The sequence below is a fragment of the uncultured Eudoraea sp. genome, from assembly GCF_947258925.1.
Classification (GTDB): Bacteria; Bacteroidota; Bacteroidia; order Flavobacteriales; family Flavobacteriaceae; genus Eudoraea.
This window is the reverse complement of sequence record NZ_CAMYKG010000025.1, coordinates 46,908-66,792: the sequence shown is the minus strand read 5'-3', so window position 1 is coordinate 66,792 and position 19,885 is coordinate 46,908. Positions and strand designations below refer to the sequence as shown.

Genomic DNA, 19,885 nt, shown 5'->3' with positions numbered 1-19,885 from the left:
CAATTTTGTCCCCGGCAAGAAGAGTTTGACATACATTCATGTTTTAGATTTAGAGTAGAAGAAAAAATTGATGAAATATACTGTTCGGTTTCAGAATTGAGAAATGAGGAGCTAACTGAGTTTATTAATTTTGCAGATAATAACTTAAAAACCCTTAAATTTTTGCCTGACAATAAAAATATTTTCTCTAAAAAATTAAAGTTTGAATATTACGATTACCTACCCATTCTTTCTTTGCGCGATATTCCCCTGCATAATCCTATCAATGCGGTCTTAAAGAGAACTTTTGATATCGTATTTTCCCTGATTGTAATTTTTGGACTCCTCATTTGGATAGCTCCAATATTGGCATTACTAATTACCATAGAATCTAGGGGTCCGGTATTCTTTGTTCAAAAAAGGACCGGATTTGATAATAATGAATTTACCTGTTTTAAATTCAGATCTATGACAGTGAATCCAGCCTCAGATATTGAGCAAGCCGGGAAAAATGACATGCGTGTTACACAAATTGGAAGGTTTCTAAGGAGAACCAGTATTGACGAACTACCTCAATTTTATAACGTGCTTTTTGGTAACATGTCTGTGGTTGGCCCACGTCCACATATGATAAAACATACGGATGAATATGCAGGCAGAGTAAATAAATACATGTTACGCCACTTTGTTAAACCGGGCATAACAGGCTTGGCACAGGTTCGTGGTTATAGGGGGGAAATAGAAAAGGATAGTGATATCCAAAACAGAATAAAATTTGATATTTTCTACATTGAGAACTGGTCATTTTTTCTGGATCTTAAAATTATCATACAAACCTTACTGTTGGGTATTTCTGGAGATGAAAAGGCATATTGATCAAAAAAATTGAAGAAATGAAGAAAGTTTTAATAACCGGCGCTGCAGGATTTTTAGGTTCGCATTTATGTGACCGGTTTATCAAAGAAGGTTACTATGTTATTGCCATGGATAACCTTATTACAGGGGATATAAAAAATATTGAACATTTATTTCCTTTGGAGCAATTTGAGTTTTACCATCATGACGTAACGACCTTTGTGCATGTTCCCGGTAAGCTGGATTATATTTTGCACTTTGCGTCCCCTGCCAGTCCAATAGACTATTTGAAGATCCCTATTGAAACACTTAAAGTGGGCTCTTTAGGGACACTTAATCTTCTGGGCCTTGCAAAAGAAAAGAACGCTACTATTCTTGTCGCTTCAACTTCCGAAGTATATGGAGACCCTTTGGTACATCCGCAAAATGAGGACTATTATGGCAATGTTAGCCCCGTTGGCCCAAGAGGAGTCTATGATGAGGCTAAACGTTTTATGGAGTCCATTACCATGGCCTACCATCGTTTTCATGGTGTAGATACACGAATTGTAAGGATATTCAACACCTACGGTTCAAGGATGCGGCTGAACGACGGACGGGTGGTTCCTGCTTTTATGGGACAAGCATTACGGGGTGAGGACCTTACCGTTTTTGGAGATGGTAAGCAAACACGCTCTTTTTGTTATATAGATGATCAGGTTGAGGGCATATACAGGCTTCTAATGAGCGATTATACAGATCCTATGAATATTGGGAACCCGCACGAAACCACAATAAACGAATTTGCTGAAGAAATTATTAAACTTACGGGAACATCGCAAAAAATAATTCACAAACCATTACCAAAAGATGATCCTATGCAACGTCAACCCGATATTACAAGAGCCAAAGAAATTTTAAATTGGGAGCCAAAAGTGAAGCGATCTGAAGGCCTTAAAAAGGTCTTTGAATACTTTCGTTCCTTATCTCCCGAAGAATTAAAAATCAAAGAACATAGGGAATTTTCATAAATACTATGGCCTATAATTCAGTGTACAATATTATTAGCGATACTTATTAGACATGAACATACTTATCATTGGCTCCGGAGGTAGAGAACATACCCTGGCCTGGAAACTAAAACAAAGCCCTAAACTAAATAAATTATTTATCGCGCCTGGAAATGCTGGAACAGCTGATATTGGCACTAATATTCCTTTAGATGTGAATGATTTTAATGCAATCAAAGAACTTGTCCTTAAGGAAGGTATTAAGATGGTGGTGGTTGGCCCGGAAGATCCGCTGGTAAAAGGGATTCACGATTTTTTTCTTGAAGACGCTTTACTAAAAGAAGTTTCTGTTATTGGCCCAAGGAAAATGGCATCTACCCTGGAAGGGAGTAAGGAATATGCCAAGAAATTTATGATAAAACATAATATTCCAACAGCATCTTACAAGAGTTTTACCGCTAATCAATTTGAAGAAGGGCTGCAATTCTTAGAAACCATAAATCCACCTTATGTGCTGAAAGCCGATGGACTGGCAGCAGGAAAGGGCGTCTTAATAATTCAAAACCTTGAAGAGGCCAAAAAAGAACTGCAGGAGATGCTTCTTAGCGCAAAATTTGGCTCCGCAAGCTCCGTTGTGGTAATAGAAGAGTTTTTGTCGGGAATAGAGCTCAGTTGTTTTGTATTAACCGATGGCGAAAATTATAAAGTTTTGCCTATGGCAAAGGACTATAAGCGTATTGGGGAAGGAGATACAGGACTGAATACAGGAGGAATGGGGGCTATTTCACCGGTTCCGTTTGTTTCCGAAGAATTCTTAGAGAAGGTCCAAGAACGAATAATAGAGCCAACTATAGACGGTTTAAAAACAGATCAATTACCTTATAAAGGGTTTATTTTTATTGGGTTAATAAAAGTAGGAGATGATCCTTTTGTTATTGAATATAACGTACGTCTCGGGGACCCCGAAACAGAAGTGGTCTTACCTAGGATTAAGAACGATCTGGTTGAACTCTTTGAAGCCGTAGCCAAAGGTAACCTGGATTCTCTTGATCTTCAAATAGATAAAATATGTTAGTTTCTGGCGGATATCCACAGGCTTACAAAAAAGGGATTGAAATTGAAGGAATAGAAAGTGTTGACGAATCCATAGTATTCCATGCAGGCACCAAAATTAAGGATAATAAGATCCTGACGAATGGCGGACGCGTTATGGCTGTTACTTCTTTTGGGAAAGATTTTAAAGAAGGCCTTCAGAAATCGTATCAGAATATTGATAAAATCCACTTCGACGGCATGTATTACAGGAAAGACCTTGGTTTTGATCTTTAGAAAGTTAGAACCAATACCTTAAATGCCAGTCAATAGAATGAAGAAACTTTAAAAGAAACTCTTAAAGGTAAGAATGTGCAGTTATAGTCTTATCTTCTTCTCCGCTATCGTCAAACTTTTTAAGTTGTATTAACCAGTATACCATGGCAATTGTACCCAGAATTGCGAAAATCCAGTTTATCGTATTGGAGGTCCACCAATTAGACATAAATCGAAAAAAATCATAAGGCCAGAAAAGTCCATTGACGAATAAATCTTCTATGCCTTCAAAAAATGCTCTCATCTTGGTTATATTTACAGTACAAAAATATAAAATCCCAGGATGATTTCAGGCATTTTTGGAAAAACAAAACCGATAAACTTCATTATTATCCTTGGATTTTTGTTCCTTTTCTATTGGTTTGTCCATTTTGTGCTTTATCCGCAAGCTTACTCTACAGAAGAATTAGTGTTAAAATTCATTGTTCTTGGTGTCCTGCTATTTAGTGTTTTTGTAGTTGATTTTATTGCCAAGCGTAATCAAATTACTGCTACTAATTCTTATGCCATTTTATATTACGCCCTGTTTATAGTTGTTTTTCCTGAAGTTTTGCTCGATAATAACGGCATCTTTTGTAGTTTCTTCCTTCTTTTGGCACTAAGAAGACTTATTAGCCTTAAATCCCTCAAGAATATAAAGTTAAAAGTATTTGATGCTACCATCTGGACTCTTGTAGCCAGTCTGTTTTATGATTGGGCAATTATTTACCTAATACTGGTCTATATTGCTATTTACTTTTACGAACCCAAAAACATCAAAAACTGGCTGGTTCCTTTGACCGGGATCTTTGCTATTGGTATTCTTGTATATTGTTTTCTGTTATTAACTGATAATCTGGACTTTTTTGGAAATCATTATCAATTCTCCTTAAGAATTGACATAATAGGGTATTGGATTAACAGTTCGAAGCTTGCTATATATGGTGTAATAATGGTCATTATGGCAACTTTGGCGTTTATAAAAATGGGAAAATTAGGCGTTGGCAAGATTATTACAATGCGCCTAATCGCAATTTCACTTGCACTCGGGTTAACTGTGACCTTTTTAAAGTCAACAGATGAAATATCTCCTGTAATTATTACATTTTTTGCGAGTGCAATATTTCTGACAAAGTATATTGAGTTTATTAAGAAAGCTACTTTACGTGAAATAATCCTTATAGCTTCTATAGTAACCCCTTTTCTGGTATTAATTACAAAAGTGATTATCAAATAAAGGGTATATTTGTACCAAATTCAAGCCACAATGTTCAGTAAATCAGCCTTCAAAATATTTGAGGAAAGCATTAGTAAATATCACATTAAGGATGATGTTAATCAATCATTTAGTAATCCGTACCCCAAAACGGATATCACACACCTCCTGTATAGAAAAAATTGGATTGATACGGTCCAATGGCATTATGAAGATATTATCAGAGATCCTGAAATAGATCCTGGAAAAGCCCTGGAATTAAAACGAAAAATTGATGCCAGTAATCAGGATCGAACAGATTTAGTAGAATACATAGACAGTTATTTTTTAAATAAATACCAATCGGTACAAGCTTTGCCTAATGCCAGGATTAATTCAGAAAGCCCGGCTTGGGCCATTGATCGTCTTTCAATTTTGGCGCTAAAGATCTATCATATGCAAGAGGAAGTTAATCGGACGGACGCTTCCAAAGAACACCTTGAAAAGTGCCGTCAGAAATTAGATATACTTCTTGAGCAAAAAGAAGACCTTTCCACCGCAATAGACCAATTGTTGTCTGCCATAGAAGAGGGTAGTATTTATATGAAGACATATAAGCAAATGAAGATGTATAACGATGAGGAGTTAAATCCTGTTTTGCGTGGGCAAAAGTAAGTTCAATCATCTTCTGGTAATACGCTTGTCGGCCATGGGCGACGTCGCCATGATAGTCCCTGTTTTAAGCGCCCTTAACAACCAATTTCCGCACTTAAAGGTTACCGTTCTCACCAAAGCCTTTTTTAGTCCCCTGTTTGAACAGTTATCTAATGTTAATGTTTATGAGGCAGATGTTAATGGAAAACATAAAGGTATTCTTGGCTTGTGGAAATTATTTAAGGAATTAAACGGATTGGGTATAGATGCTGTAGCAGACCTTCACAATGTGCTAAGGAGTTCTATTTTAAGGGGATTTTTTAGATCAACTAAAATACCTTTTGTACAGATTGATAAAGGCAGAAAAGAGAAAAGAGCTTTAACCGCGCACAAGAATAAGGTATTTATGCCCCTAAAATCTACATTCCAGCGTTATGCAGATGTTTTCGATAAACTGGGGTATCCGTTGAACCTGGAGTTTAGTAGTCCAAAATCAAAAGCTAAACTGTCCGAAAAGGCACTTCAATTAGTCGGGAAGGATAACCTGAAATGGATAGGAATTGCTCCTTTTGCTACCTATCCGGGAAAAATGTATCCCAGGGACCTTATGGAGGAGATAATCGCAACTCTAAATAATACCAAAAAGTATAAAATATTGATTTTTGGCGGAGGCAAGCTTGAAAATGAGATAGTTAAGGATTGGTCTGCTTCCTATCAAAATTGTATCAATACAATTGGAAAACTTTCATTCAGGGAGGAATTGGGTTTAATTTCCAATCTGGATCTTATGCTTTCCATGGACAGCGGAAATGGTCATCTTGCTGCAATTTATGATATACCAACCGTCACGCTCTGGGGGGTAACTCATCCTTATGCGGGTTTTGCCCCTTTTAATCAGCCCCCTGAAAACAGCCTGCTGTCTGACAGAACAGAATATCCTTTAATACCCACTTCTGTCTATGGAAACAAAATGCCCGAGGGATATGCAAATGTGATGTCTACCATAGAACCCGATAGCGTAATTCAATTAATTAGGCGGATACTCGAAACCGATTGATTTCATTAAGCGACTTCTTTTTGGGCTATTGACTTAAAATAATGCCTTAACTGCTGCATATACTTGTAGCGTAAATTTCTGCAGTTACCTTTCACCATAAGGGTTCTTACGCCCATGAATGAGGAAATCAGGTAGGTTGCAACACCTTCACTATCAATATGTCTATCTAAATATCCGTCGGACTTACCTTTTTGAAGGATTGAGATTAAATTCACTTCCCAAACTTTATAAATATCCATTAGGTAATTAGAAATGACCGTATTTTTACCATTGAATTCTGAAATAAAATTACTAAGAATGAAACCGAAGTCCATTTCATTGTGCTCGGCGGTTTCTAAAGCATTCTCAAAACATTTTTCAATTGCAAGGACTGGGTTTTCTTTTCCTTCAATTGGTTCAATTAAAAGGCTATATACTTTTCGTACCACCAGGTTTTGAACAATACTTACAAAGAAATCTTCTTTAGATTGAAAATGATAATAAAAAGCGCCCTTAGAAAGAGAAAGAGATTTTAAAATATCATCTATACTTGTGTTATAGTAACCATTCTTGTAAAACAATTCCAAGCCGGTAACTTGCATTCGATGCATGGTAGCCATGCGTTTTAAATTCTTATCCATTAGATTTGGGTTTTGGGGTTAAACAGACTATCAAGTCTCTAAACAAAGAACCCCTGAAACCACAGGAAGCTGAATATTTAAGGATGTATGACTTTAAAAACTCGTTAAAATGTTTAATTCCCGATAAACTACCTAACAGACCTTGATTTTTACCGACCACTTAGTCGGTAAAAAATATCGACCAACGGTATTTCGAGTCATATTTCTATGATCTAAAGTCTTTTTTCGGCTTAGGATTAGCATTTTTTAATACAGGATCATGTACAAATTTGGACATTATTGGATCCCGATAGCTGATATGAGGAAGCATCCGCTGCAAAAACCAATAAAAAAGTAAAAACCAACCACTTAGTTTTTAATAGGATTACAGACAGCATCCAAATAAAATAAAAAAGAAGCTGTTGAGACAGATTTCGGAGACAAAGTGCAGCAATTAGGTAAGTTAGTAAGATAATCTTAGTTAAAACCAACTACTGAGTTTGTAAAAAGCAAGTCTGATTAATAAAAATTTTACGCAAAACTAACTTTTCAATTGAAAATATCAGGCCTGTGTTCACTATGTTGCTCGTATTCTTAACTACTTAATGATAAAACAGGTGTTGAATGCTATATTTAGGCTTCAAATAAAACAAGTAGGACAAAAATCATTAAACATCATCATAGTCTATCTTTAATGTGGCAGTTACCGGATGAGCCTGACAAGTAAGTATCAACCCTTCAGCAATTTCACTATCGGTAAGGATCTGGTTTTTGTCCATTTTAGCTTCACCTTCAGTAACTTTTGCAATACAAGTGCTGCAAACCCCACCCTGACAGGAATAAGGTGCATCGATATCTTCATCCAGTACTGCATCCAAAACCGTTGTGTTTTTATCCATAATTAAGGAATGAACCTCATCATCCAAAACAACTTCTAACTCAGTTTTGCCCTCAAGACTTATGTTTTTAGAATCCTCATCTTCATTTTCACTGCTTGTGAAAAGTTCAAAATAAATTGAATCCTCAGAAACCCCGTTTGTTTTTAATAATTCGCTGGTCAGGGTTATCATGTCTTCCGGGCCACAGAGATAGAATGTTTTAAAACTGATATCCTTACATTTGTTTTTAAGAATAAAGTTTATTACCGAAGCATCTATCCTTCCAAACAGTGAATCATCTTCGTGAGCCCTGCTATAAACGAACTGTACAGTAAACCGGTCTTTATACGTATTTGCCAGTTCTAAAATCTCATCATAGAACATAGTTTCGGGTTTGTTTTGATTTCCGTAAACCAAAACAAACGTATTCTCCGGATGACCGTCCAATACCGCTTTCGCAATACTCATAATTGGTGTTATTCCACTTCCGGCTGCAAAGGCACATATATTTTCCGGATTGACAGAAGGTTTATAAACAAACCTACCTTCAGGAGCCATTAGCTCTAATTGGTCTCCCTCATTCAGGGACGAATTGGCATATACCGAAAACCGACCTTCCGGCACTTTCTTAATGCCTACAGTTATTTGTTTGTCTTTTGGACTTGAAGAAATGGAATAAGACCGCCTGATCTCTTCTCCGTTAACATGGTGTTTTATGGTAATATATTGACCAGCTTCAAAAGCAAATTCACCTTGCAATTCTTCAGGGATACAAAAACTTACCGCAACTGAATTTGGAGTTAACCTGGATATCTTGTCTATACTAAGAGAATAAAAATCACTCATCAAATAAAAATTTTTGCAAAATTAAGAAATGCTTTGGATTAATGATTAGAAATTAGCTTCTGTTTGTAACAAAATCTATATTTGAGCTACTAACTTTTGGAGAAAACACTCGCCTTCATGTTAAAACACTTTTTTAACCTTCAGTGGAAATCATTTTTCAGGTCCGCTTCTTTTAAAACAAATCTTGCATTTAAAATATTAATGATTTTCGGAGCATTGTATTTTATCGCAATATTCCTTGCTTTAGGAGTAGGGTCGTATTTTATAATTAAAAAAGAAGGACTCGGAGATCCTTTAAGATTTGTTAACCAATACATGATATACTATGTGGTGATGGACATATATATACGGTATATGTTGCAAAAGATGCCCATTTTGAATATTAAACCGTTACTCTATCTTCCTTTTAAGAAAAGCCAGGTAGTTTTTTATTCTCTGGGGAAAACCATTTTTTCTTTTTTTAACTGGGCACATGCATTTTTCTTTGTGCCATTTTCTATCGTTTTGCTAGTTGAAGGATATAACCCGCTAGGTGTTATTGGTTGGCATTTGGGTATTATGGCACTGTTTTATTGTAATAATTTCATCAATATAATGATGAATAATAAGGATAGTGTTTTTTATCCCTTAGTTGCTTTATTGGCCATTCTGGGTATTTGTCAGTATTATGGCTGGTTTGATATTACAGTATTTACTGCTCCGGTTTTCGATATGTTCTATGATATTCCATGGACTGCCCTAATTTCCTGGGGAGCATTAGCAGCGCTGTGTTTTGCTGCCTTTGGTTACTTTAAAAGAAATATGTACCTGGATGCAGGTTTGGCCACCAAGCACGATATTGCAAAATCTGAAGACTATACCTGGTTAAATCGATTTGGAAACTTGGGAACTTTCCTTAAAAATGATATTAAACTAATTAAAAGGAATAAACGCTCTAAAACCACAGTTATAATGAGTTTTATATTCATTTTTTATGGGCTTTTATTTTTTACAGGGAGCCTTGAGGTGTATGAAAATCCTGTTTGGAAGATTTTTGCAGGCATCTTTGTTTCCGGAGGTTTTCTCTTTAGTTTTGGACAGTTTGTCCCTAGTTGGGATAGTTCCTATTATCCTCTTATGATGAGTCAAAACATTCAATACAAAGAGTATCTTTCTTCCAAATGGTATCTAATTATAATTGCTACTATCATAAGTACAATCCTGTCTGCTTTCTACCTATTCTTTGGGCTTGATGCTTATTTGGCCGTAATAGTTGGTGCAATTTACAATGTTGGGGTAAACTCATACCTGGTTTTATGGGGCGGCGCATATATTAAAACTCCCATTGATCTGACTTCTAACAAAAAAGCCTTTGGAGATAAACAAGCCTTTAATATAAAAACACTTCTGCTGACGTTGCCAAAACTTTTATTGCCTTTGGCAATATATGGATTAGGCCATTACCTAATTAATCCCACTGCGGGATATATATTCGTTGCACTTACAGGGATATTAGGCTTTGCCTTCAAAAATGTAGTCTTCAAAAAGATTGAAAAAATATATAAAAAAGAAAAATATAAAACGCTTTTGGCTTATAAACAAAAAGCTGCATAAAAATAAGTTTTCGCATAATGATTTACTCGAATAATCTTACAAAAAAATACGGAGATCAAATCGTATTAAATATCGAAAGTTTGGAAATACCAAAAGGCCAAAGTTTTGGTCTGGTAGGCAATAATGGTGCAGGTAAAACCACTTTTTTTAGCTTACTTTTAGATCTTATTCAACCAACTACCGGGAAAGTACTAAACAACGAAGTACAGGTGAATACCAGTGAAGCCTGGAAACCTTTTACTTCAGCTTTTATAGACGAGACATTTCTCATAGGGTATTTAACACCCGAAGAATATTTTTATTTCATTGGTGAGTTAAGAGGTCAGTCTAAAACTGATGTCAATGAACTTTTGTCCAATTTTTCGGACTTTTTTCATGGGGAGATTCTGGGTCAGAAAAAGTATTTGCGCGATTTGTCAAAAGGAAACCAGAAAAAGGTAGGGATAGTAGCTTCTTTCATAGGTAACCCTCAAGTTATTATCCTCGATGAACCTTTTGCTAATTTAGACCCTACAACGCAGATCAGGCTTAAAGGGATTATTAAGAATTTAACTAAAAACAGGGAAGTCACTGTATTGGTTTCCAGTCATGACCTAATCCATGTTACAGAAGTTTGTGAACGTATTGTTGTGTTGAATAAAGGTGAAATAGTTAAGGATATTCAAACCTCAACAGAAACTTTGAAAGAACTTGAGACGTTTTTTGGGGGTTAAGAAAGAATCACTTGGATGGATAGGGTTTTCTTTTAATCGCACTGTTGTTTTTTGTCCGAATACAACAGCTTTTCCATATTTTAGATACTGATACGAAAGAATCCCGATAATTCAGGCTCGTCGGCATAATAATCTTAGTGTTTTTAAGTTAAGATTAGATAGAATACCAACAATTTTGAAGCTGCGCATTAAATTTATTCTGGCTGGTGTTCTTGGGGGCATAATTCTTAGCGCTTGTTCTACCAAGAAAGACACATTTGTAAACCGCAATTGGCATGCGATGAATACCAAGTACAATGTACTGTACAATGGGAATAACGCATTTGAGGAAGGTAGAGTTGCACTCAACAATTCTTATCAGGATAATTATTGGGAGATTTTACCCATTGAACGCCTTGAAGTAAAAGATGAGATAAAACTTGATTCTGAAGATAACAACCCGAATTTCATAATTGCGGAAGAAAAAGCTACCAAAGCCATTCAAAAACATAGCATGGATATCGCTGATGAAGAGCGTAATCCACAAACAGATGAGGCGTTTCTGCTCCTGGGGAAGGCCAGATATTTTGACCAGCGATATATACCTGCAATTGAGGCATTTAATTACATCCTAAGGAAATATACACAAAGCGATAAGCTGAACGAAGCTACAATTTGGAGAGAAAAAACCAATATTAGGCTTAACAACGAAGAACTTGCGTTGAAAAATTTAAACCGCCTTCTAAAGTTTGAAAAGCTCAATGACCAGGAATATGCTGATACACATGCAATGATGGCCCAGGCATACATAAACTTAAAAGCACCCGACACTGCAATTCAAGAATTAAAATTAGCCTCTGCCTATACCAAAAAGGCTCCCGAAAAAGGCAGGTATTACTTTATTATAGGGCAGCTATATAACCAGTTGGGCTATAGAGATAGCGCCAATTATGCTTTCAATAAAATTATTGAACTTAAAAGAAGGTCCCCACGGGTCTATATGATCAATTCGCATTTACATATAATCCAAAACACTGATATAACTGAGGAGAACAAAGAACAGATATTGGAAGAACTCGTTGATCTTGAGGAAAATAGGGAAAACAGACCGTTTCTGGATAAAATATACAATCAAAGGGCAGAATTTTACATGGCAACGGGATCAGACAGTCTTGGCGTGGTATATTATAACAAGTCAATTAGGGCAACCCAAAATTCACCTCAGTTAAATGCACTGAACTATGAAAATCTGGCAGAATATAATTTCGATGGCAATGAATACAAAATTGCCGGTAATTATTACGATAGCGTTCTAACTAATTTGCCCGAGAACACAAAGAAATTCAGGGCTATTAAGAAGAAATTGGATAACCTTGAGGATGTCATAATTTATGAAGACATTGTACAATACGCAGACAGCGTAATAACACTTTACAATCTGCCGAAAAATGAACAATTAGCATATTTTGAAGATTATATTGCCCAATTAAAGTTGGCAGAAGAAGAAGCAGCCTTAAAAAAGGAGATTCAGGCAAATGCCGGTTTTGCTGCTTTTGCCGAATCTAAAGGGGGTAAAGAAAACAAGGGGAAGTTTTATTTTTATAATATTGCCAGCCTTGGATATGGTAAAAATGATTTTAAAACGAAATGGGGAGACCGCGTTTTGGAAGATGATTGGCGCTGGAGCAATAGAAACACAGCTCAGCTTTTAGAGGGCGCCAGGGATGGTCAGATTTCCGATGGAACACCTGAAGAAGCTAAAGACTTAACGGAAGAACAGAAATATTCGGTAGAGTATTATCTGGATCAGATTCCAACAGATGTTGCAGTAATAGATAGTCTAAAAAAGGAGAGAAATTTTGCAAACTATCAACTTGGGATCATTTATAAGGAGAAGTTTAAGGAAAACCTCCTGGCTTCTGGTAAATTGGAGAATGTGCTAAAGTCAGATCCCGAGGAACGTCTGGTACTTCCTTCCATGTACAACCTCTACAAGATATATGAGGAATCTGGCTCTCCCCTTGCCGCCAATATGAAACAGAATATTATACAGAAGTATCCTGATTCCAGGTATGCTGAAATTTTAGTTAACCCACAGGCAGTGTTAACCGGCTCATCCGATAGCCCGGATGCCAAATACACGCAACTTTTCAAATTGTATAAAAATCAGGATTATTTAATGGTCATAACCGGAGCCGAAGAAAATATAAATCTATACACCGGAGATCCAATTGTACCTAAATTTGAGATGTTAAAAGCAAATGCAATTGGGAGATTGCAGGGTTATGAAGACTTCAAGGAAGCCCTGAATTACGTAGCACTTAATTATCCGAATAATCCGGAAGGTAAAAAAGCTCAGCAAATGATCGCCGAGCAGTTACCTAAATTGGAACCAAAGGATTTCTCAATGGAAGTTGATTCAAAAGGAACTTCCAATTGGAAGGTGGTATTTCCATTTAGGAGACAAAATGATGATAAAGCATTGATTCTCAAGAAGATTTTGGAAAAATCCATAGTCGATTTAAACTACAGCAACAGTGTATCCAGGGATATTTATAATCTAGAAAATGAATTTATAGTCGTGCATGGATTTAGATCCAAAGAATATGCATTGGGCTATGTAGAACTACTAAATAAAAATAAAGATTACCGCATTGCTAATGAGAATTTCGTAATTTTATCTTCCAACTATAAAATTATCCAAGTACATAAAAACTTACAAGAATATAAAAATCAAGTTTTAACCCCAAAACCATAAATAAAATGTTTTCTGATAACAAAAAACCTAGAACTATGAACGAAATAGGCGGACAACCCAACAGAATTGAAAAGAACACAAAAATCAAAGGCGATATAATTTCTGAAGCTGACTTTAGGATCGACGGAAAATTAGATGGCAATGTAAAAACCTCTGGCAAAGTGGTTATTGGCAAAGATGGCTACATACATGGCAAAGTAGAATGTGTTAATGCAGACATAGAAGGTAGTTTTAACGGAGAGCTTCAGGTATCCAACTTATTGGCATTAAAGGCATCCGCGGTTATTGAAGGTACCGTGACTGTTGCTAAATTGGCTGTTGAACCCGGCGCCACGTTTAATGCATCTTGTACAATGAAAGGTAAAGGAGGAATAGGCTCTAATGCTCCTGCTAAGCCAGATTCCGGCAGCAGTGCGAGCAGTACGGGTTCAGAAACCAGAGGTTTCAAGTCGGGAGTTACAAGCGGATCCGGCAGCAAAAATGAACCGGCAAAAGCTTCCTGATCAGATTCAGAATTTCTAATTCGAATAAATACCGCCTTATTTTGAGGTGAAAAAGGAATTAACTTTCTTTACTATTGTACAACAGTTTCTGCTACGCCAATAATCTTGTAGTTCTTGCAAGGACAAATAGGAAACTAACAAAAGAGATATTTCTCAAAATGACAAAAGGGAAAAAGGAAGTTAAATATTGGCTAAGTCTTACAGGGATAGCCGTGCAAATGGGGGTCATTATATATTTGGGCGCAAGGCTGGGGCAGTGGCTCGATACAGAATACGAGAAGGAAAATAATACCTATACCATAATTCTTACGTTATTTGCAGTGGCTATTTCGATGTATTTGGTTATTCAGCAAACGAAAAAATTGAACTCCTGATTTGAATAAAAGAATTCTTGTTTTCACCGGGCTGTTAATTAGTGCACTCTTGATTGTTGGCCTGCTACATGCCGGATATTACCTTGTTCGCAACTACGATCTGGATTACAAGCTATTTTTTCTGGGATATGTCATAAATTTTGCCATGGCCCTGGGGATCTATTCTGCGCTACTCTATTTTGCTGAAAGACATAATAAACATCTCGGATTTCTATTTATGTTTGGAAGCACATTAAAGTTTATTATATACTTCCTTATTTTTGATCCAATTTTTATGGTGGATGGCAAACTCTCTAAGGTTGAATTTTTTACTTTTTTTATACCCTACTTTACCTGCCTTTTCGTTGAGACTTTTCAGCTTATAAAATTAATGCGCGAATTGGATCAACAATAGAATGGCCAGTGCTTGTTTTAAGGGCAAAATAAAATTCTAAATGCTTTTTTCTTTTTGGGAGAATAGCTTACATTTGCACCGATTTTTAGAGACCCTTTTTTTTTAAGTGATATGCGAAATCCTCTTTTGGTAAAGTTCTTTCTGGTTTCCACATTATTTTTTAATGCGGCAATTTTCGCAAAAGATGCGGAGATGGTTAGCGAAGAAACAAATACCGATCTAAAAACCGAAATCGACGACTATATACAACATCACCTTAAGGATTCACATGATTTCTCCTTGTTTTCTTATACCGATGATGATGAGGTTACACATCATGTCGGGTTTCCATTACCTGTTATTCTATGGGATGATGGATTCGTGGTTTTTTCGTCCTCCAGGTTCCATCATGGGGAGGAGGTAGCTGTCTCCGGAGATAAGTATTATAGCTTATATCACGGGAAAATTTATAAAACAGATGCAGAGGGCACGATTAATTATGATGCCGAACACCATCCTACTAACATAAAGCCCCTGGATTTATCAATCACCAAGACTGTCGTTATGATAGTGCTAACAGGTATTTTGATGCTCTTATTATTTGGCGGACTTGCCAGATCGTATGCTAAGAACGGAGGAATTGCAAAAGGGGTAGGAAGGTTTTTTGAACCGATAATCCTATACATTCGCGATGATATCGCTATTGCTACAATAGGTGAAAAAAGGTATAAGAAGTATATGCCTTTTCTACTTACTATTTTCTTTTTTATTTGGTTTTTGAATATGTTCGGTCTAACTCCTGCAGGGGTTAATGTTACAGGGAATATTGCAATAACTACAGCTTTGGCTATTCTAACTTTTTTAATCACCAATTTAACGGGTACAAAGGACTATTGGAAACATTTATTTGATCCACTGGGGGATTCTATGCCATGGTATGCTAAAATACCCTTATATGTCATCCTTATTCCTATTGAGATCTTAGGAATTTTTATAAAACCATTTTCATTATTGATTCGTTTGTATGCAAATATGCAGGCAGGTCATATTGTTATGGACTTATGTTCCTTTTTAAGAATTGGATTGGCAGCTCGCTGTCATTTGGATTGGCTTTTGCCATTTCATTGATTGAAATATTGGTGGCCGTATTACAGGCTTATATATTTACGATGTTGTCCGCATTGTATTTTGGATTTGCTTCGGAAGAGCATGAGCATGCGGAAGCACATTAATTTGAATGTTTAATTTTTAATTATATATACTATGACAATTCCAAGAATTGTAGGAGCAGGATTAATTGTAATCGGTGTAGGTGTTGGTATCGGGAGAATCGGTGGCCAGGCTATGGAAGCGATTGCACGTCAACCTGAAGCTTACGGAAAAATTCAAACGGCTATGCTAATTGTTGCTGCGCTTATTGAAGGTATCGGTTTTGCTGCACTTTTTGCAACTGCAGAAAACTAGAAGGATAACTAATGGTAGTAACGGTTGGTTGCTACCATTAGTTTAATTAAAAACTTGAACAAATAGGATGTAATAGTTATGGAGAAATTAATAGAAGATTTTTCGTTAGGCCTGTTTTTTTGGCAAACACTATTGTTTATTGCTTTAGTGTTCTTATTGTGGAAGTTCGCATGGAAACCAATCCTCAATGCAGTAAATGATCGTGAAGAGGGCATTAAAAACGCCTTAGCCGCTGCTGAGGAAGCTAAAAAGGAAATGCAGAATGTAACTGCAGATAATGAAAAATTATTGAAGGAAGCCAGGGCAGAACGTGAAACGCTCCTTAAAGAGGCTAGAGAAATAAAAGATAAGATAGTCACTGACGCCAAAGAACTGGCCCAGGTAGAAGGGGATAAACTCATTAAGCAGGCAAAAGCAACCATTGAAAGTGAAAAAAAGGCTGCGGTAGCGGATATTAAGAATCAGGTAGCTGAACTCTCTGTTGAAATTGCAGAAAAAGTTATCAAAGAACAACTTTCTAATAAGGAGAAGCAGTTAAAGTTGGTTGATGATATGCTTGGTGATATTAAATTGAATTAGATACCAATGAACGAATCAAGAGCAGCTCTGCGATACGCAAAAGCCACTTTAAACCTGGCCGTGGATAAGAAGGCTACAGACGCAATTGAAAAGGATATGCGTGTAGTGGTTCAAACCATTGCGGACAGTGATGAGCTGAAGGATGTGCTGGCAAGTCCAATTCTTGAAGGACTATCAAAGAAAGAAGTCCTCATATCTATTTTTAAGAATGCCAACGATATTACGAAAGAGTTATTTTCATTACTGGTATCTAAAAAAAGAATAGGATTGCTCAATGAGGTTGCCTTAAAATATATTGCTCTTAATGAGGATTTAAGAGGGGAGAACGTGGCATATGTGACCACAGCGATTCCGCTAACGGCATCAATGGAAAAGAAAATTCTTAAACAAGTAGAAAAAATTACGAATAATAAAGTCACTTTGGAAAATCAAATTGACGAAAGCATAATAGGAGGTTTTATATTACGCCTTGGAGATTTGCAATTCAATGCTAGTATTTCCAATAAGTTAAATAATATAAAAAGAGAATTTACAAATAGTATTTAAATAGAAATCACGAAGGTAAAGGGAGATAATTCCTTTTTTTCATCTTAGATCTAAAATAACATGGCAGGAGTAAAAGCCGCAGAAGTATCTGCAATATTAAAAAAACAATTATCCGGATTTGAAGCTAAAGCTTCATTAGATGAGATAGGGACCGTATTACAAGTAGGTGATGGAATAGCCAGAGTATATGGTTTGTCCAATGCTGAATACGGTGAATTAGTTGAATTCGAAGGCGGTTTGGAAGGGATTGTTCTAAATCTTGAAGAAGACAATGTTGGTGTTGTGTTACTGGCACCCTCAAGGGAAATTAAAGAAGGTGCAGTAGTAAAACGTACACAGCGAATTGCCTCAATAAAGGTTGGAGAAGGTATTGTAGGGCGTGTTGTTAATACTCTTGGAAGCCCTATCGATGGTAAAGGAGCTATTTCCGGTGAACTTTATGAAATGCCTTTGGAGAGAAAAGCTCCCGGGGTAATTTTCCGTCAGCCGGTATATGAACCATTACAAACTGGTGTAAAAGCAGTAGATGCTATGATACCCGTAGGTAGAGGACAGCGTGAATTGGTTATTGGTGACCGCCAAACTGGAAAAACGACGGTTTGTATTGATACGATTATTAATCAGAAAGAATTTTATGATGCCGGAGAACCGGTCTATTGTATTTATGTAGCAATTGGCCAAAAGGCGTCAACAGTAGCCGGTATTGCAAAATTACTGGAAGATAAAGGAGCACTGGCTTATACAACAATTGTGGCGGCTAATGCCTCTGAACCAGCTCCAATGCAGGTTTATGCGCCATTTGCAGGGGCGGCTATTGGAGAGTATTTCAGGGATACGGGACGTCCGGCATTAATAATCTATGATGATCTTTCCAAACAGGCTGTAGCATACCGTGAAGTTTCATTATTGCTGAGAAGACCACCCGGACGTGAAGCATATCCAGGGGATGTTTTCTACTTGCATTCAAGATTATTGGAACGTGCGGCCAAAGTGATAAATGATGATGCTATAGCACAAAACATGAATGATTTGCCTGAGGTTTTAAAGCCTATGGTTAAGGGGGGAGGCTCTTTAACGGCTTTACCCATAATTGAAACACAGGCTGGCGACGTTTCGGCATATATTCCTACTAATGTAATTTCTATTACAGACGGACAAATATTTTTGGAGCAGGATTTGTTTAACCAGGGAGTTCGCCCGGCAATTAATGTGGGGATATCAGTATCTCGTGTTGGGGGTAATGCTCAGATTAAATCAATGAAGAAGGTTGCGGGGACATTAAAACTGGATCAGGCACAATTCCGGGAATTAGAGGCATTTGCAAAATTTGGATCGGACCTGGATGCGGCTACCTTAAATGTAATTGAAAAGGGGAAGCGAAATGTGGAAATCTTGAAGCAGGCCCAGAGCGACCCATTTACTGTGGAAGATCAGGTTGCTATAATTTATGCGGGGTCTAAGAATTTATTAAAGGATGTTCCGGTTGACCAGGTAAAGGAATTCGAAAAGGATTATTTGGAGTTTTTAAATGCCAAGCACAGGGATATATTGGATTCATTGAAGTCCGGGAAGTTAACAGATGAAGCAATAGAAACCTTAACTTCAGTTTGTAAAGATCTGGCAGGGAAATATCAGAGCTAATTTATAGTTTTCAATTTAGGAGATGGCTAATTTAAAGGAAATACGAAATAGGATAGCATCGGTATCTTCAACCATGCAGATAACCAGTGCCATGAAAATGGTGTCTGCTGCAAAGCTCAAAAAAGCACAGGATGCCATTACTGCAATGCGACCTTATGCCAACAAGCTCACAGAACTTTTGCAAAATTTTAGCGGAAGCTTAGATGGAGAAAGTGGCAGTAAATTTGCCGACAACAGGGAAGTGCAAAACGTACTTATTGTGGCCATTACCTCCAATAGGGGACTGTGTGGAGCGTTTAACTCAAATATCATAAAGGAATGCCTCTCTATGGCTGAAAATGCTGATGATGGCTGTAAAGTCGATTTTTTAACTATAGGAAAAAAGGCTGGTGATCAATTAGGCAAGTCATACGATATTGTAGAAGACCACAGTACAATATATGATGAACTTCGGTTTGATAGAGCTGCACAAATTGCAGAACAATTGATGAAGTTGTATACGGATGGATCTTATGATAAAATTGAGGTAGTGTATAATAGGTTTAAAAATGCAGCCACTCAAATAGTCACAACAGAACAGTTCCTTCCAATCATGCCTTCAGAACAACCCTCAGATACAACAACGTCAACGGCGGACTATATTTTTGAGCCTACAAAGGCAGAAATTGTGGAACAACTTATTCCAAAGTCCTTAAAAACCCAGCTATTCAAGGCTGTGAGAGATTCATATGCCAGTGAACATGGAGCAAGGATGACTGCTATGCATAAAGCAACAGATAATGCGACTGAGTTAAGAGATCAGCTTAAATTGACTTACAATCAGGCTCGTCAGGCTGCCATTACCAATGAAATTCTTGAAATCGTTGGTGGTGCTGAGGCATTGAATAACTAGTTTTAGTTGATTTATGTTCTAAACAAAATAAGAATCCCGTGTTATACGGGATTTTTTTATGGACTGTTGTG

At 36.9% G+C, this 19,885-nt stretch carries 19 protein-coding genes and 2 pseudogenes; 18 read left to right on the top strand and 3 right to left on the bottom strand.

What is annotated here, in order from left to right:
- From Q0X77_RS10290 to purD, 3 genes and pseudogenes are all read left to right on the top strand, one after another.
- Positions 1 to 855 (top strand): exopolysaccharide biosynthesis polyprenyl glycosylphosphotransferase (locus Q0X77_RS10290; protein ID WP_297796913.1); only part of this gene is annotated, 855 nt, incomplete at its 5' end.
- A 17-nt stretch (positions 856 to 872) separates the two neighbouring features.
- The gene (locus Q0X77_RS10285; protein WP_297796911.1) at positions 873 to 1,844 is read left to right on the top strand and encodes a UDP-glucuronic acid decarboxylase family protein; all 972 of its coding nucleotides are present in this window, start codon (positions 873 to 875) and stop codon (positions 1,842 to 1,844) included.
- Positions 1,845 to 1,896: 52 nt separating this feature from the next.
- Positions 1,897 to 3,152, top strand: a pseudogene (gene purD, locus Q0X77_RS10280) (phosphoribosylamine--glycine ligase).
- A 61-nt stretch (positions 3,153 to 3,213) separates the two neighbouring features.
- On the opposite strand, the gene Q0X77_RS10275 reads toward purD, so the two are convergent.
- Positions 3,214 to 3,435 carry a uracil phosphoribosyltransferase gene (locus Q0X77_RS10275; RefSeq protein ID WP_297796909.1) on the bottom strand — a complete coding sequence of 74 codons (222 nt, stop codon included), beginning with the start codon at positions 3,433 to 3,435 and terminating at the stop codon, positions 3,214 to 3,216.
- Between the two features lie 39 nt (positions 3,436 to 3,474).
- Between Q0X77_RS10275 and Q0X77_RS10270 the strand changes: the two genes are divergently transcribed.
- The 3 genes from Q0X77_RS10270 to Q0X77_RS10260 are packed head-to-tail and all read left to right on the top strand — an operon-like array spanning position 3,475 to position 6,076.
- The gene (locus Q0X77_RS10270) at positions 3,475 to 4,407 is read left to right on the top strand and encodes a DUF6427 family protein (RefSeq protein ID WP_297796907.1); all 933 of its coding nucleotides are present in this window, start codon (positions 3,475 to 3,477) and stop codon (positions 4,405 to 4,407) included.
- A 30-nt stretch (positions 4,408 to 4,437) separates the two neighbouring features.
- Positions 4,438 to 5,040 (top strand): DUF4254 domain-containing protein, encoded by a 603-nt coding sequence (locus tag Q0X77_RS10265; RefSeq protein WP_297796905.1) that lies wholly within the window; start codon positions 4,438 to 4,440, stop codon positions 5,038 to 5,040.
- On the top strand, positions 5,027 to 6,076 hold the full coding sequence (locus tag Q0X77_RS10260) for a glycosyltransferase family 9 protein (protein WP_297796903.1): 1,050 nt from the start codon (positions 5,027 to 5,029) through the stop codon (positions 6,074 to 6,076). Before Q0X77_RS10265 ends, Q0X77_RS10260 begins: the two co-directional genes overlap by 14 nt.
- Before the next feature lie 5 nt (positions 6,077 to 6,081).
- On the opposite strand, the gene Q0X77_RS10255 is transcribed toward Q0X77_RS10260, so the two are convergent.
- Together Q0X77_RS10255 and Q0X77_RS10250 are read right to left on the bottom strand one after the other, a co-directional pair.
- Complete coding sequence (locus tag Q0X77_RS10255) at positions 6,082 to 6,696, bottom strand: TetR/AcrR family transcriptional regulator (protein ID WP_297796899.1); 615 nt, start codon at positions 6,694 to 6,696, stop codon at positions 6,082 to 6,084.
- 647 nt (positions 6,697 to 7,343) lie between these two features.
- The gene (locus Q0X77_RS10250) at positions 7,344 to 8,399 is read right to left on the bottom strand and encodes a ferredoxin--NADP reductase (RefSeq protein WP_297796896.1); all 1,056 of its coding nucleotides are present in this window, start codon (positions 8,397 to 8,399) and stop codon (positions 7,344 to 7,346) included.
- Between the two features lie 117 nt (positions 8,400 to 8,516).
- Here Q0X77_RS10250 and Q0X77_RS10245 point away from each other — a divergent pair, with 117 nt between their 5' ends.
- The 12 genes and pseudogenes from Q0X77_RS10245 to atpG all read left to right on the top strand — a co-directional run bounded on the left by Q0X77_RS10245 (position 8,517) and on the right by atpG (position 19,814).
- Entirely contained in the window at positions 8,517 to 9,992 is a 1,476-nt protein-coding gene (locus tag Q0X77_RS10245) for a DUF5687 family protein (RefSeq protein ID WP_297796893.1), read from the top strand.
- Between the two features lie 17 nt (positions 9,993 to 10,009).
- Positions 10,010 to 10,705, top strand: a complete 696-nt coding sequence (locus tag Q0X77_RS10240; RefSeq protein ID WP_297796891.1) for an ABC transporter ATP-binding protein — start codon at positions 10,010 to 10,012, stop codon at positions 10,703 to 10,705.
- A gap of 175 nt (positions 10,706 to 10,880) precedes the next feature.
- On the top strand, positions 10,881 to 13,442 hold the full coding sequence (locus Q0X77_RS10235) for a hypothetical protein (protein ID WP_297796888.1): 2,562 nt from the start codon (positions 10,881 to 10,883) through the stop codon (positions 13,440 to 13,442).
- 35 nt (positions 13,443 to 13,477) lie between these two features.
- Positions 13,478 to 13,945: a polymer-forming cytoskeletal protein gene (locus Q0X77_RS10230; protein ID WP_297796885.1), complete on the top strand. Its 468-nt coding sequence runs from the start codon at positions 13,478 to 13,480 to the stop codon at positions 13,943 to 13,945.
- 158 nt (positions 13,946 to 14,103) lie between these two features.
- On the top strand, positions 14,104 to 14,319 hold the full coding sequence (locus tag Q0X77_RS10225) for an AtpZ/AtpI family protein (protein ID WP_297796882.1): 216 nt from the start codon (positions 14,104 to 14,106) through the stop codon (positions 14,317 to 14,319).
- Position 14,320: 1 nt separating this feature from the next.
- The gene (locus Q0X77_RS10220; RefSeq protein ID WP_297796879.1) at positions 14,321 to 14,713 is read left to right on the top strand and encodes a hypothetical protein; all 393 of its coding nucleotides are present in this window, start codon (positions 14,321 to 14,323) and stop codon (positions 14,711 to 14,713) included.
- Between the two features lie 111 nt (positions 14,714 to 14,824).
- Positions 14,825 to 15,924 (top strand): annotated as a pseudogene (gene atpB, locus Q0X77_RS10215) (F0F1 ATP synthase subunit A).
- 31 nt (positions 15,925 to 15,955) lie between these two features.
- Positions 15,956 to 16,156, top strand: coding sequence for an ATP synthase F0 subunit C (gene atpE / locus Q0X77_RS10210; RefSeq protein ID WP_019670925.1), 201 nt, complete (start codon positions 15,956 to 15,958; stop codon positions 16,154 to 16,156).
- A gap of 78 nt (positions 16,157 to 16,234) precedes the next feature.
- Positions 16,235 to 16,735: a F0F1 ATP synthase subunit B gene (locus Q0X77_RS10205; protein WP_297796876.1), complete on the top strand. Its 501-nt coding sequence runs from the start codon at positions 16,235 to 16,237 to the stop codon at positions 16,733 to 16,735.
- A 6-nt stretch (positions 16,736 to 16,741) separates the two neighbouring features.
- On the top strand, positions 16,742 to 17,281 hold the full coding sequence (gene atpH / locus Q0X77_RS10200) for an ATP synthase F1 subunit delta (protein WP_297796873.1): 540 nt from the start codon (positions 16,742 to 16,744) through the stop codon (positions 17,279 to 17,281).
- Between the two features lie 60 nt (positions 17,282 to 17,341).
- Entirely contained in the window at positions 17,342 to 18,922 is a 1,581-nt protein-coding gene (atpA, locus tag Q0X77_RS10195) for a F0F1 ATP synthase subunit alpha (RefSeq protein ID WP_297796870.1), read from the top strand.
- 22 nt (positions 18,923 to 18,944) lie between these two features.
- Positions 18,945 to 19,814 carry an ATP synthase F1 subunit gamma gene (gene atpG, locus Q0X77_RS10190; RefSeq protein WP_297796867.1) on the top strand — a complete coding sequence of 290 codons (870 nt, stop codon included), beginning with the start codon at positions 18,945 to 18,947 and terminating at the stop codon, positions 19,812 to 19,814.
- The last annotated feature ends 71 nt before the right edge of the window (positions 19,815 to 19,885 follow it).

Excerpts from the sequence above, each read along its gene's own strand:
- Q0X77_RS10285 (WP_297796911.1), top strand. The coding sequence starts at position 873 with ATGAAGAAAGTTTTAATAACCGGCGCTGCAGGATTTTTAGGTTCGCAT.
- Q0X77_RS10275 (WP_297796909.1), bottom strand. The coding sequence starts at position 3,435 with ATGAGAGCATTTTTTGAAGGCATAGAAGATTTATTCGTCAATGGACTT.
- Q0X77_RS10270 (WP_297796907.1), top strand. The coding sequence starts at position 3,475 with ATGATTTCAGGCATTTTTGGAAAAACAAAACCGATAAACTTCATTATT.
- Q0X77_RS10265 (WP_297796905.1), top strand. The coding sequence starts at position 4,438 with ATGTTCAGTAAATCAGCCTTCAAAATATTTGAGGAAAGCATTAGTAAA.
- Q0X77_RS10255 (WP_297796899.1), bottom strand. The coding sequence starts at position 6,696 with ATGGATAAGAATTTAAAACGCATGGCTACCATGCATCGAATGCAAGTT.
- Q0X77_RS10250 (WP_297796896.1), bottom strand. The coding sequence starts at position 8,399 with ATGAGTGATTTTTATTCTCTTAGTATAGACAAGATATCCAGGTTAACT.
- Q0X77_RS10245 (WP_297796893.1), top strand. The coding sequence starts at position 8,517 with ATGTTAAAACACTTTTTTAACCTTCAGTGGAAATCATTTTTCAGGTCC.
- Q0X77_RS10240 (WP_297796891.1), top strand. The coding sequence starts at position 10,010 with ATGATTTACTCGAATAATCTTACAAAAAAATACGGAGATCAAATCGTA.
- Q0X77_RS10230 (WP_297796885.1), top strand. The coding sequence starts at position 13,478 with ATGAACGAAATAGGCGGACAACCCAACAGAATTGAAAAGAACACAAAA.
- Q0X77_RS10225 (WP_297796882.1), top strand. The coding sequence starts at position 14,104 with ATGACAAAAGGGAAAAAGGAAGTTAAATATTGGCTAAGTCTTACAGGG.
- atpE (WP_019670925.1), top strand. The coding sequence starts at position 15,956 with ATGACAATTCCAAGAATTGTAGGAGCAGGATTAATTGTAATCGGTGTA.
- Q0X77_RS10205 (WP_297796876.1), top strand. The coding sequence starts at position 16,235 with ATGGAGAAATTAATAGAAGATTTTTCGTTAGGCCTGTTTTTTTGGCAA.
- atpH (WP_297796873.1), top strand. The coding sequence starts at position 16,742 with ATGAACGAATCAAGAGCAGCTCTGCGATACGCAAAAGCCACTTTAAAC.
- atpA (WP_297796870.1), top strand. The coding sequence starts at position 17,342 with ATGGCAGGAGTAAAAGCCGCAGAAGTATCTGCAATATTAAAAAAACAA.
- atpG (WP_297796867.1), top strand. The coding sequence starts at position 18,945 with ATGGCTAATTTAAAGGAAATACGAAATAGGATAGCATCGGTATCTTCA.